Consider the following 11675-nt stretch of genomic DNA (forward strand, 5'->3'; position numbering starts at 1 on the left):
GTGTCAGGTGTGGGCTCGGTAGAGACGCCAGAACCACACCGACGCGGCCGAGGCGATCACGGCGCCCGATCCGAACGCGCCGACGAACAACAGCATCGCGGAGAGGGCTGCGAGCAGCACGATCACACCGAGCTGGAGGATCGCCGCGAGAGCCATGACTGCACGGTCCTCCGGAAATCGTTCCCGCGCAACCGAGCGTCGCCGGCGTCGATCGGGGTCTGGTTACCGACGAGTACCATCCGTCCATGCCTTCACTCGATCGCCACGGAGACGTCTTCGTCCTCAGCCTCGCCCACGCCGACGGCGTCAACCCGGAGAACCGCTTCCATCCGGAGTGGATCGAGCAGGTGCACACGCTCCTCGACGAGGCCGAGGCGTCGGAGGGTCCGGCCGCGTTGGTGACCGTCGGCGGCGGCAAGTTCTACTCGAACGGCCTGGACACCGACTACCTGTTCAGCCACGCGGACTCCATTCCGGAGTACCTCGACCTGGTGCACACCGTCTACACCCGGCTGCTGCGCTTCCCGATGGCCACGGTCGCCGCCGTACAGGGCCATGCCTTCGGCGCCGGAGCTATGCTCGCCCTGTGCCACGACACGTCCGTCATGCGCGCGGACCGGGGCTTCTTCTGCCTTCCCGAGGTGAACCTCGGCATGCCGTTCACCGAGGGCATGTCGACGCTGCTGGCCGAGCGACTGCCGAGTCGGACGATGATCGACGCGATGACCACCGGCCGTCGCTACGGCGGCGCGGACGCCCTCGAGTTCGGCATCGTGCAGGCCGTCGCCGGCGAGGACGAGCTGCTGTCCACCGCGGTGGCGCAGGCGGCCGAACGGGTGTCCACCCGCGGCGCCAACCTCACGTCCATCAAGGACAGCATCCACGTGCGCACCCTCGCCGCGCTGTCCGTCCCCACGGCGGAGAGCACCTTCTCACTGGGGCAGTGACACACTGAGTCCCGTGTCCTCGACCCTCGATTCCGTTCTCGACGCCGCGACCGGCGATCTCGTCGCCCTGTCGCACGCCGTGCACGCGCGTCCGGAGCTGGCCTTCGAGGAGCACTTCGCGTCGGCGGCGACGGCCGATCTGCTCGCAGGTGGCGGATTCGAGGTGCGGCGGGGCGTCGCGGGCCTGCCGACGGCGTTCGACGCGACCTACGGTTCGGGCGAGCTGGTGGTCGCCGTGTGCGCCGAGTACGACGCACTGCCGGAGATCGGCCACGCCTGTGGACACAACATCATCGCGGCGTCGGCGGTCGGTGCGGGGCTGGCCCTCGCGTCGGTCGCCGACGAGCTGGGGCTGACCGTCCGGGTGCTCGGCACCCCGGCCGAGGAGTCCGGCGGCGGCAAGGTTCTCATGCTCGACGCCGGGGTGTTCGACGACGTCTCGCTGGCGATGATGGTGCATCCCGGTCCGTTCGACATCGCCGCCGCGCGCTCACTCGCGTTGTCGGACATCGCCGTTCGATACGCAGGGCGTGAAGCGCACGCCTCCGCGGCGCCCGAGTGGGGCATCAACGCGGGCGACGCCGTCACCGTCGCGCAGGTCGGTGTCGGCCTGTTGCGCCAGCATCTGCGCCCGGGTCAGCAGATCCACGGCATCGTCGGTCACGCCGGCACCGCCCCGAACATCGTCCCCGGATCGGCGGAGATGTTCTACTACCTGCGCGCGGACACTGCCGAGGCACTCGCCGATCTCGATCGCCGCGCGCGGGGATGTTTCGAGGCCGGAGCGGTGGCCACCGGGTGCACCCACGAGATCGTCACCGTGTCCCCGACCTACACCGAACTCACTCCCGATCCTTGGCTGGTGGCCGAATACCGTCGTGTCGCAAGCACTCTCGGTCGCGCACTGGTTCCCGAGGAGTTCGAGACCTCGCGCCCGTTCGGCAGCACGGACATGGGCAACGTCACCGCGCGGATCCCGGGCATCCATCCGGTGATCGGTCTCGATTCCGGCGGCGCGGTCACTCACCAGCCAGGTTTCACCACGGCGTGCATCACCGAGTCGGCCGACCGCGCCGTCGTCGACGGGGCCCGCGCCCTCGCTCGGGTGGCCGTCGCGGCGGCCACCGACCCACAACAACGCTCTCGACTCGTCGAGGGCACACACGAGAGGACGGTACGACGATGAATCCGGCCGACGCCTGGATCGCAGCACACGGGGCGGATCTCGTGACGTGGCGTCGACGGATTCACATGCACCCCGAGCTGGCCAGGCAGGAATTCGAGACGACCAAGTTCGTCGCCGAGACCCTCACCGCCGCGGGACTGTCCCCGGTGGTGCTTCCCAGTGGCAGCGGCGTCATCTGCGACATCGGCCCCGCCGGTCCGCGCGTCGCTCTCCGGGCCGACATGGACGCGCTGCCCCTGACGGAGTTCACCGGCGCCGAGTACTCGTCGACGGTCCCGGGCGTGTCCCATGCCTGCGGACACGACGCCCACACGACGGTTCTGCTGGCGACCGGTCTGGCGCTGGCCTCACTCGACTCGCTGCCGCACGGCGTCCGGCTGATCTTCCAGCCCGCCGAGGAAGTCATGCCCGGGGGCGCTCTCGACATGGTGGCCGCGGGCGCGCTGGAGAGCGTGTCGCAGATCTACGCGCTGCACTGCGATCCCCGTCTCGAGGTCGGACGCGTCGGCATCCGCGTGGGCGCGATCACCTCCGCGGCGGACACCGTGGAACTGCGGTTGGACTCGGCCGGCGGACACACCTCCCGTCCGCATCTGACGTCCGACCTGGTGTACGCGCTGGGCACGGTCATCACCGGTCTGCCGGGACTGCTGAGCCGCCGCGTCGACCCGCGTACCAGCACCGTCATGGTGTGGGGCGCCGTCGTCGCAGGTCAGGCCCCGAACGCCATCCCGCAGAAGGGGATGCTCACGGGCACGGTCCGAACGGGCGACCACGAGACGTGGGCACTGCTCGAGCCGCTGGTGCAGGAGATCGTCGCCGGCGTGCTCGCGCCCACCGGCGTGAAGTACGAGGTGCACTACCGCCGCGGCGTGCCGCCGGTGGTCAACGACGAACACGCCACCCGGCGCTTCGAGGCGGCCATCCGCTCGCTGGGCCCGGATGCCCTGGCCGACACCGCACAGTCCGGCGGCGGCGAGGACTTCTCGTGGTACCTCGAGCACGTGCCGGGCGCGATGGCGCGTCTCGGCGTGTGGTCGGGCGTCGGACCCCAGCTCGACATCCATCAGCCGACGTTCGACCTGGACGAGCGTGCGCTGGCCGTCGGTGTCCGCACGATGACGGCACTGGCGCTGGGACTGGGAGACGACCCCGTCGCCTGAGAATCAGAGCTGCCCGAGGATCAGAGCGACGAGGTCCCGGGGCCGACGTTGCGGCTGTTGCGGGTGCGCAGGTCGCGTACGTAGTCGGCCGGGGCGCCGGCGATCTCCGCAGCCTCGGCCATGACGCCGAGATAGCGCGCCGAGGGCAGCCCACCCTCGTAGGCGTCGAGCACGTAGAGCCACGCCAGGACGGGTTCGTCGTCCGTCTCGACGCGGAGGCGGATCTTGCGGTGGATGCCGAGCTCGGAACCCTCCCACCGGTCGAGGCTCTCCTCGTCCTCCGGTGAGACGTCGTAGAGCACGACGAACACCTTCGAGTCGGGGTCCTCCACGACGGTCGCGAGCGCGCCCTCCCAGCCGATGTCGCCGCCGCCGAAGGTCAGACGCCACCCCGGCAACCACCCGGTTCCGGCCGCAGGGGAGTGGGGGCACCGCTCGAGCATCTGCTCGGGGTGCATGTTGGAGCCGTAAGCGGCATAGATCGGCACGGCGGTCAGCCTAAACCGTCGTACCCGATTCGCGCGGATCGAGGTGTCCACCGATATGGGCTCGGCCTGACGTGCAGCCGCGGCACCCCGTGGAATAGGTTTGATGCTGTGAGCAACCCTCACTCGCCAGGACTCTCCCGAAAACCCGCAACGGAGGACGAATGACCCGCATCGTGATCATCGGAGGCGGACCGGCCGGATACGAGGCCGCTCTGGTCGCCTCCCAGCACGGCGGGACGGTGACGCTCATCGACTCCGACGGAGTGGGCGGCGCCTGCGTCCTCTGGGACTGTGTTCCGTCCAAGACCTTCATCGCCTCGACCGGCATCCGCACCGACATGCGTCGCGCGTCCGACCTCGGTATCGAGCTCGACCCGACCTCGGCCACCATCGACCTGCCGCAGATCCACAACCGCGTGAAATCCCTTGCGCAGGCTCAATCCTCCGATATCCGCGCCCGTCTGCAGACGGTCGGCGTGACCGTGCTGTCGGGAACGGCGAAGGTGGTGGACACGCAGCCCGGCCTGGCCGCCCACCAGGTGGAGGCCACCCTGGCGGACGGGTCGACGCAGGAGATCGACGCCGAGGTCGTGCTCATCGCGACCGGTGCGAGCCCGCGCATCCTGCCCGGCGCCGAGCCCGACGGTGAGCGCATCCTGACGTGGCGTCAGCTCTACGACCTCGACTCCCTGCCCACCCACCTCATCGTGGTCGGGTCCGGCGTGACCGGAGCCGAGTTCGTCTCCGCGTACACCGAGATGGGCGTCAAGGTCACCGTCGTGTCCAGTCGCGACCGCGTCCTTCCCGGTGAGGACGCCGACGCGGCACTCGTGCTCGAGGACGTCCTGTCCGAGCGTGGTGTCACGTTGATCAAGAACGCACGCGCGGACTCGGTGACCCGCACCGCCGACGGCATCGTCGTGACGATGTCCGACGGCAAGACCGTCGAGGGTTCGCATGCGCTGATGACGGTCGGCTCCGTCCCGAACACGCAGAACCTCGGCCTCGAGAGCGTCGGCATCGAGCTCGACCGCGGCGGTTACCTTCGCGTGGACCGGGTCTCGCGTACCCGCGTGCCCGGCATCTACGCGGCGGGCGACTGCACGGGCCTGCTGCCACTGGCCTCCGTCGCCGCCATGCAGGGCCGCATCGCGATGTACCACGCGCTGGGCGAGGGCGTCAGCCCCATCAAGCTCAAGACGGTCGCCTCCGCCGTGTTCACGCGACCCGAGATCGCCACGGTGGGTGTCGGCCAGTCCGCCATCGACAACGGGGACGTCCCCGCGCGCACGGTCATGCTGCCGCTGAACACGAACCCACGCGCCAAGATGTCCGGCCTGCGTCGCGGCTTCGTCAAGATCTTCTGCCGTCCCGCGACGGGTGTGGTCATCGGCGGAGTGGTCGTCGCTCCCACCGCGTCCGAGCTGATTCTCCCCATCGCCATCGCTGTGCAGAACAACCTGACGGTGAACGATCTCGCCGCCACCTTCTCGGTCTACCCGTCGCTCACGGGATCGATCACCGAGGCGGCGCGTCAGCTCATGCGCCACGACGATCTGGACTGACACCCTCGCTCGACTGTATCCCACACTGTGAGACAGTGGTTCCACTGTGTGAGTCACCGCGCTACGCTACGAGAACGGTGCCCCACCCGCGGCACCGTTCTCGTCACGACCGACTCCGAGCCCACCCCGGTGAGCGCGCCGCGACGCCTCGTGTCCCACGATGCTCGGAGAATCCATGTCGTCCTCTGTTCTGCCACCCCTGTCCGTCCGCGCCTCGGCGATCACCGGATCGGCGATTCGTGACCTGCTCACGCTGACCGCGCGGCCTGACATTCTGTCCCTCGCGGGCGGTCTGCCCTCGTCGGACATCATGCCGCACAGCGTCATTCGCGAGGTCACGCATCGAATACTGAGCGGCGACACCGCGGCCCTGCAGTACGCGGAGACCACGGGGGTGCGGCGGCTCCGAGACGTCATCGCGGCGCGGGAGTCGGCTCTCGTCCGGGTCGAGGTGCCGTCCACCTCGGTGGTGGTGACGCACGGCTCCCAGCAGGCGCTCAGCCTGCTCGCGTCCGTGCTGGTCGATCCCGGCGACGTGGTCGTGGTCGATCGACCGGTGTATCCCGGTGCGCTGCAAGCGTTCCAGGCCGTCGGTGCCCGTATCGAGTCGGTCCCGGTCGATGCGGACGGCACCGACACCGATGCCCTCGCGCGGCTGCTCGAGTCAGGAGTGCGCCCTCGCGCCGTGCACACCGTCAGCAACTTCCACAATCCTCGCGGGGGAGTGCTGTCGGTCGGGCGTCGCCGCGCCCTCGTCGCCCTCGCGGAACGGTACGGCTTCTGGGTCGTCGACGACGATCCCTACGGCGACGTGTGGTTCGACGCACCCCCGCCGGGCCCCATCGCGTCCGATCGGGTGATCCGTCTGGGCTCGGCGTCCAAGATCCTCGCACCGTCGTTGCGCGTCGGGTGGCTCACCGCGGCCCGACCGGTGTGCGACGCCGTGGAGCGGATCAAGCAGAGCGCCGATCTGTGCGGGTCGTCGTTGACGCAGCTGGTCGCGGAGGACCTGCTCGCGGACGAGCCGTGGCTGCGACGGCACCTGGACGACGTACGTGCGGTCTACTCGGCACGGGCGGAGGTGCTGGTCGGAGCACTGCGGAGCGAACTCGGTTCGGCGATCGAGGTCGATGCGGCCCGTGGCGGGATGTTTCTGTGGGTGCAGTTCACCGACGGCACGGACACGTCGGCGCTGCTGCCGGCAGCGCTGGACCGCGGCGTCGCGTACGTTCCCGGTCGCGCCTTCGATCCGGCCGGTGGCGACGAACTCGGTACCGCGTTGCGCGTCTGCTTCGCGACGTCGACCGACGACGAGCTGCAGGAGGCCGTGGGACGCCTGGCCGCGGCGCACGACGCGCGGTAGCCCTCTCCGGTTTTCCGACTCCCGCCGAACCTGGCATCGTGTCGGCATGCGGTCCGTCGACGGCGTCCAGCCACCTGGTGTTCGGCACGAAAGCGTTCTCGCACGCGCCGACGCCGACCTCTACCAGGTGAAGCGGAGGAGAGCCGGCGTCGACGAGCAGGCGTGAGTGGGTCAGTCCTTCGGATCGAGCGCGGAGGGCTTGTGCACCGCGTCCTTGCCGGACTTGTCACTCTCCACTCGGTACTGCGGGTCGTCCTTCGACGCCTTGACCGTGCGCCCACCGGCTTCGGTCTCGGAGGTGATCTTCTCGACCACCTCGCCTTCGGTCGTGGTGCCGTGCGTCTTCCACTCGACCTTGTCGCCCTTGCTGAACTCGTCCTTCGACATGTGTCGGTTCCTTCCGTCTGCCGATTCCTCTTGTCCGGTGTGGGGCTCATACCCGGGAAGTGCTGTCGGCACACACGACCGTCCGGTGGTCGATGGTGCAACTTGCATGGTGCAAAGTACACAGTCGGCGTAGGGTCTCGAACCGATCGGTCTCCAGCCCATGTTCGTGGGACGGGGACTCGGCACGTCGAACGGGGAAGACGAGATGGCCGCGAGAATTGCTGCGACGGTACTGACGCTGGCCTTGGTGGCAGCGGGATGCAGCTCGGAGGAGGCGTCGCCGGAGCCACTCGCGGACAGCCCGCCGGCCGTCCCTGCCGCCCAGATCGACCGCGCAGACGTCGACGCGGCCGTCGGCGATCTCGACGGGTACGTCGAGGCGATGATGGCGCGAACCGGGACGCCGGGAGTCGCGGCTGCCGTCGTGTACCAGGACGAGGTGCTGTACTCGCGCGGATTCGGTGTCCGGAAGGTCGGTACCGACGAGCCTGTCGACACCCACACCCGGTTCCAGCTCGCGTCGGTGTCGAAGCCGGTCGCGTCCAGCGTCATCGCTGCCTCGGTCGGAGACGGAGCGGTCGACTGGACCGATCCCGTGCGGAGGTACGAGCCCGAATTCGCGGTGGCGGATCCGTATGTGAGCGAGCACGCGACGTTCGTCGATCTGCTCTCGCACCGATCGGGTCTGCCCGATCACGCCGGTGACGTGCTCGAGGACTTCGGCTACGACTACGACGACATCATGGGCCGCCTCGACCAGCTCCCGCTGGCGTCGTTCCGGGACAGCTACGCGTACACGAACTTCGGGTTCACCGCCGCCGGCAATGCCGCGGCCAAGGCGCAGGACACCGACTGGCCCGAGCTGTCTCGTCGTCGCATCTACGAGCCCCTCGGCATGGCCGACACCTCGTCGCGATTCGAGGACTGGGCGAACTCGCCCAACCATGCGGTGAACCACGTGCTCGCCGAGGGTTCGACCACCGAATGGGAAGCGAAGTACGTCCGCGAGCCCGACAACCAGTCACCTGCCGGCGGAGCGAGTTCGTCCGTCGACGACATGACGAAGTGGATCCGCATGGAACTCGGCGGGGGTGAGTTCGAGGGGCGTCGCATCGTCGACGCGGACGCACTGCAGTACACGCACACCTCGCACTCCCTGTCGGGCGCGTCCGGGACGGAGGGCGCGCGAGACTCGTTCTACGGGTTGGGATTCAACGTGGGCACGGACGACAAGGGGCGCGTCGAACTGTCGCATTCCGGAGCGTTCGCCCTCGGGGCGAGCACCACCGTGTTCATGTTGCCGAGTGAACAGCTGGGCATCGTCGTCCTGTCCAACTCGGCACCGGTCGGGGGCTCGGAAACTGTTGCCGCGCAATTCATGGACCAGGTGAGGAACGGTCGGCAGACCGTCGACTGGGCACCGTTGATCGCCGGGATCTTCGACGGGATCGCAGAGGAGGAGGCGTCGCCGATCGACTACGCGACACCGCCGGCCTCGGTGACCCCTGCTCGTCCCGCGACCGAGTACGTCGGAACGTTCGACAGCCCGTTCCACGGTCCGGCGCGGGTCTCGGAGGACGGTGATCGGCTCACGCTCACCGTCGGCAAGGACGGTCAGCTGACGTACCCACTGACCCACTACGACGGTGACACCTACTTCTTCGAGACGTCCGGCGAGAACGCGGTCGGTCCGACAGGGGTCACGTTCGAGATCGTGAACGGTGCTCCCGGCTCGTTCACGGTCGAATACCTCGACAAGCAGGGACTCGGAAGGTTCACACGCTCATGACTGTCCGCAGTGTCTCTCGTTCCGTCGGTATCGCGACGGCCTCTGCCCTGATCTTCCTCGCGGGCTGCTCGTCCGGCAGCGGCGAGACGCCGGCACCGGCCACGTCGTCAGCGACCGAATCGGCTCTCCTGCCACTGGATCCCGCGGCTCTCGACGCGATGGTCGAGGACGTCGCCGCGACGTCGCGGGAGATCGGCATGGTCGTCCTGATCACCACGCCGGACGGTGAGTACGTCAAGACCTGGGGTTCGGTAGCGGCCGATCGGTCGGAGGTCCCGACTCTCGACACGAAGGTGCGGATCGGCTCGAACACGAAGACATGGACGGGCACGGTCATCCTGCAGATGGTCCAGGAGGGGTTGCTGTCCGTCGACGATCCGGTGAGCACGTTCCGACCCGATGTGCCGAACGGCGATGCCATCACGATCGGGCAGTTGCTCGACATGCGCAGTGGGCTCTACAGCTACACCCAGACCGTGGAGCTCAACGAGGCACTCGACACCGATCCCGGCCGGGTGTGGACCGCCGAGGAGCTTGTCGCACTGGGGCTGAGCAATCCGCCGAACTTCCCACCGGGAGAGGGCTACAGCTACTCCAACACCAACACGGTGCTGCTCGGACTGATCGCCGAGAAGCTCGACGGCAAGCCCATTGCCCAGATCTTCCAGGACAGGCTCTTCGGTCCACTGGCGCTGGTGGGGACGTCGTATCCCACCACCACCGACACGAGCATCCCGGCGCCGTTCACCCGCGGGTACAGCTACAGCGGCAACGTCGAGACGCTCGGGGAGGGCAAGGAAGCGCTGTCTCCGGAGCGGATCGCTGCGATCGACGCCGGCTCGGTCCAGCCGAGGGACACCACGAACGACAACCCGTCGTGGACGAGCTCGGCCGGCCAGGGTATCTCGACGGCGAACGATCTGGCCACGTGGGTCCGGGCATTGGTCAAGGGCGACCTCCTCGACGCGGACACCCAGAAGCTGCGGATGGACAGTGTGCAGCCGACCGACCCCGACAACCCGTCCTCGGCCGGGTACGGCTACGGACTCGCGCAGATGGGCCCGATGTTCGGCCACATCGGCGAGATGCCCGGGTACAACTCCTTCATGGGGTACGACCCGGTCAACGACCTGACGATGGTGGTCTGGGCGAACATGGCGCCCGGAACGGACGGGAGTGCGCCGGCGGCGGCGCTGGCCGGGTCGCTGGCGAAAGCCCTGTACCCGCAGCAGTCCGGGCCGTCTTCCGGCCCCGAGGACACAGCCGACGACATCGACGAGGTGGCGGAGGACACCGGCAAGTAGGCTCGCTACCGGGGGAGAAATCCAGAGGTGGAACCGGTGGCTCAGGGCGACCTCACCACGACGTCCTACGTCGTGCTCGGCATGTTGGTGTCGCGGGACCTCACCGCGTACGACATCTCGGAACTGTTCAGTCGTGGTGTGGGCGAACTGTGGCCTCGGGCGGGACGGCAGCACTACAACGCTCCGAAGAAGTTGCTCGAGCGCGGGCTCGTGTCAGCGAGAGCAGATGCCGTGGGCGCTCGTCCCCGCACCGTCTACTCGATCACCGACGAGGGGCGCGCAGCCCTGACGGCATGGTTGGCGCAGAAGTCTCGCCCGTCGGCCCTCGAGTTCGAGGGCATGATGCGGGTGCTGTTCGCCGAGCAGGGTTCCATCGAGGACCTGCGCGGCAACCTGCGGACGATGCGGGAGCAGGCCGACGCCACCCGCCGACTCTTCGGGCGGCACGCCGTCACGCTGCGAGACACCACCGTCGCGACGTTTCCGGAACGTCAGCACCTGATGGCACTCGCCAATCGCTTCATGGTCGGACATTTCTCGCACATCGTCGAGTGGAGCGACTGGGCGCTGGCCGAGATCGAGGACTGGCCGGACACCACGACTCCGGCCACCTCGCACCGGGATCGGACCGAGACGATGCTCGACGCCTCGGCGCGGCTGGGTGCACCGGAGGTGTCCCACGAGCCGTGACCGGACAGTCGGTTCACGGAGCGGGTTGGCACCTCGGGCACCAGTAGATCTGCCGCTCCTCGAGCGGGTTGTCGCCGAGCAGCCCCTCGCGGATGCGCGTTCCACATCGGCGGCACGGCTTGTTCTCTCGGCCGTAGACCCAGAAGTGTCGACCCGCACGGAGATCGCCCGTGAAGGTGCGAGCATTGCGGTTCTTGTTGGCCGTGATCGTGCGGTGCGACAGATCGATCATCTTCGCCAGGTTCCCCGCCGCGGAGACCGGCGTGTGGGGATCGACGCCGCGCAGGAACAGGATCTCGTTGCGGTAGACGTTCCCGAGTCCGGCGATGACGCGCTGGTCGAGCAGAGCGAGGCCGATGGGTCGGTCGGGTTCCGCTTCCAGGTTTCCGAGAGCGACGGCCGGATCCCACAGGGGCCCCAGCAGATCCGGCCCGAGATACCCGACCGCCTCCTCGACGGTATCCAGTATCTCGACGACACCGAGTTCGAACCCGACCGCGACTCGGTCACCCGTTCCCAGCACGATGCGCGCTTGGTACGCGGGCCGTCGCCACGGTGTGTCCGGCTGGTAGACGTGCCAGGCGCCTTCCATCTTCAGGTGCGAGTGGATGACCTTGCCGCCGACCTCGATGACGAGGTGTTTTCCCGCCGAGAGAACCGATTCCACTGTCTCGCCGGTGAAGTCGACCGTGGCGTAGCGCGGCACGCGCACATCACACGTGGTGAGGACCTTGCCGTCGAGTGCGTCGCGCAGACTGTTGGCCGTGCGCCAGACGGTGTCGCCTTCGGGCAT

General features: G+C 68.4%; 12 protein-coding genes. 8 read left to right on the forward strand and 4 right to left on the reverse strand.

Annotated features, from left to right (window positions below; genetic code table 11):
- Window positions 1-3 precede the first annotated feature (3 nt).
- Window positions 4-156, reverse strand: a complete 153-nt coding sequence (locus tag QRN16_RS18045) for a hypothetical protein (protein ID WP_197027699.1) — start codon at window positions 154-156, stop codon at window positions 4-6.
- 89 nt (window positions 157-245) lie between these two features.
- Here QRN16_RS18045 and QRN16_RS18050 point away from each other — a divergent pair, with 89 nt between their 5' ends.
- The 3 genes from QRN16_RS18050 to QRN16_RS18060 are packed head-to-tail and all read left to right on the forward strand — an operon-like array spanning window position 246 to window position 3296.
- A complete protein-coding gene (locus QRN16_RS18050; RefSeq protein ID WP_222627188.1) occupies window positions 246-947 on the forward strand; it encodes an enoyl-CoA hydratase/isomerase family protein in 702 nt (233 codons plus the stop codon).
- Between the two features lie 13 nt (window positions 948-960).
- Window positions 961-2133 carry a M20 family metallopeptidase gene (locus QRN16_RS18055; protein WP_222627186.1) on the forward strand — a complete coding sequence of 391 codons (1173 nt, stop codon included), beginning with the start codon at window positions 961-963 and terminating at the stop codon, window positions 2131-2133.
- A complete protein-coding gene (locus tag QRN16_RS18060; protein ID WP_027503703.1) occupies window positions 2130-3296 on the forward strand; it encodes a M20 family metallopeptidase in 1167 nt (388 codons plus the stop codon). Before QRN16_RS18055 ends, QRN16_RS18060 begins: the two co-directional genes overlap by 4 nt.
- A gap of 20 nt (window positions 3297-3316) precedes the next feature.
- On the opposite strand, the gene QRN16_RS18065 is transcribed toward QRN16_RS18060, so the two are convergent.
- The gene (locus QRN16_RS18065; RefSeq protein WP_027503702.1) at window positions 3317-3784 is read right to left on the reverse strand and encodes a gamma-glutamylcyclotransferase family protein; all 468 of its coding nucleotides are present in this window, start codon (window positions 3782-3784) and stop codon (window positions 3317-3319) included.
- A gap of 161 nt (window positions 3785-3945) precedes the next feature.
- Here QRN16_RS18065 and QRN16_RS18070 point away from each other — a divergent pair, with 161 nt between their 5' ends.
- On the forward strand, window positions 3946-5349 hold the full coding sequence (locus QRN16_RS18070) for an NAD(P)H-quinone dehydrogenase (protein ID WP_027503701.1): 1404 nt from the start codon (window positions 3946-3948) through the stop codon (window positions 5347-5349).
- Between the two features lie 175 nt (window positions 5350-5524).
- A complete protein-coding gene (locus tag QRN16_RS18075; protein WP_285188745.1) occupies window positions 5525-6712 on the forward strand; it encodes an aminotransferase-like domain-containing protein in 1188 nt (395 codons plus the stop codon).
- 171 nt (window positions 6713-6883) lie between these two features.
- Here QRN16_RS18075 and QRN16_RS18080 read toward each other — a convergent pair whose 3' ends face one another.
- Window positions 6884-7099, reverse strand: a complete 216-nt coding sequence (locus QRN16_RS18080) for a hypervirulence associated TUDOR domain-containing protein (protein WP_027503699.1) — start codon at window positions 7097-7099, stop codon at window positions 6884-6886.
- A gap of 205 nt (window positions 7100-7304) precedes the next feature.
- Between QRN16_RS18080 and QRN16_RS18085 the strand changes: the two genes are divergently transcribed.
- From QRN16_RS18085 to QRN16_RS18095, 3 genes are read left to right on the forward strand one after another with little or no spacing between them, the layout of a single operon-like run.
- Window positions 7305-8888, forward strand: coding sequence for a serine hydrolase (locus QRN16_RS18085; protein ID WP_285188748.1), 1584 nt, complete (start codon window positions 7305-7307; stop codon window positions 8886-8888).
- Window positions 8885-10192 carry a serine hydrolase domain-containing protein gene (locus tag QRN16_RS18090; protein WP_285188750.1) on the forward strand — a complete coding sequence of 436 codons (1308 nt, stop codon included), beginning with the start codon at window positions 8885-8887 and terminating at the stop codon, window positions 10190-10192. Before QRN16_RS18085 ends, QRN16_RS18090 begins: the two co-directional genes overlap by 4 nt.
- 36 nt (window positions 10193-10228) lie before the next feature.
- Window positions 10229-10882, forward strand: coding sequence for a PadR family transcriptional regulator (locus tag QRN16_RS18095; protein WP_285188752.1), 654 nt, complete (start codon window positions 10229-10231; stop codon window positions 10880-10882).
- A gap of 13 nt (window positions 10883-10895) precedes the next feature.
- Here the strand turns inward: QRN16_RS18095 and QRN16_RS18100 are convergent, their stop codons facing one another.
- The gene (locus QRN16_RS18100) at window positions 10896-11675 is read right to left on the reverse strand and encodes a DNA-formamidopyrimidine glycosylase family protein (RefSeq protein ID WP_285188754.1); all 780 of its coding nucleotides are present in this window, start codon (window positions 11673-11675) and stop codon (window positions 10896-10898) included.

The organism is Rhodococcus sp. MEB041, from assembly GCF_030208955.1.
Classification (GTDB): domain Bacteria; phylum Actinomycetota; class Actinomycetes; order Mycobacteriales; family Mycobacteriaceae; genus Rhodococcoides.

Excerpts from the sequence above, each read along its gene's own strand:
- QRN16_RS18100 (WP_285188754.1), bottom strand. The coding sequence starts at position 11,675 with ATGCCCGAAGGCGACACCGTCTGGCGCACGGCCAACAGTCTGCGCGAC.
- QRN16_RS18045 (WP_197027699.1), bottom strand. The coding sequence starts at position 156 with ATGGCTCTCGCGGCGATCCTCCAGCTCGGTGTGATCGTGCTGCTCGCA.
- QRN16_RS18090 (WP_285188750.1), top strand. The coding sequence starts at position 8,885 with ATGACTGTCCGCAGTGTCTCTCGTTCCGTCGGTATCGCGACGGCCTCT.
- QRN16_RS18080 (WP_027503699.1), bottom strand. The coding sequence starts at position 7,099 with ATGTCGAAGGACGAGTTCAGCAAGGGCGACAAGGTCGAGTGGAAGACG.
- QRN16_RS18050 (WP_222627188.1), top strand. The coding sequence starts at position 246 with ATGCCTTCACTCGATCGCCACGGAGACGTCTTCGTCCTCAGCCTCGCC.
- QRN16_RS18060 (WP_027503703.1), top strand. The coding sequence starts at position 2,130 with ATGAATCCGGCCGACGCCTGGATCGCAGCACACGGGGCGGATCTCGTG.
- QRN16_RS18075 (WP_285188745.1), top strand. The coding sequence starts at position 5,525 with ATGTCGTCCTCTGTTCTGCCACCCCTGTCCGTCCGCGCCTCGGCGATC.
- QRN16_RS18070 (WP_027503701.1), top strand. The coding sequence starts at position 3,946 with ATGACCCGCATCGTGATCATCGGAGGCGGACCGGCCGGATACGAGGCC.
- QRN16_RS18085 (WP_285188748.1), top strand. The coding sequence starts at position 7,305 with ATGGCCGCGAGAATTGCTGCGACGGTACTGACGCTGGCCTTGGTGGCA.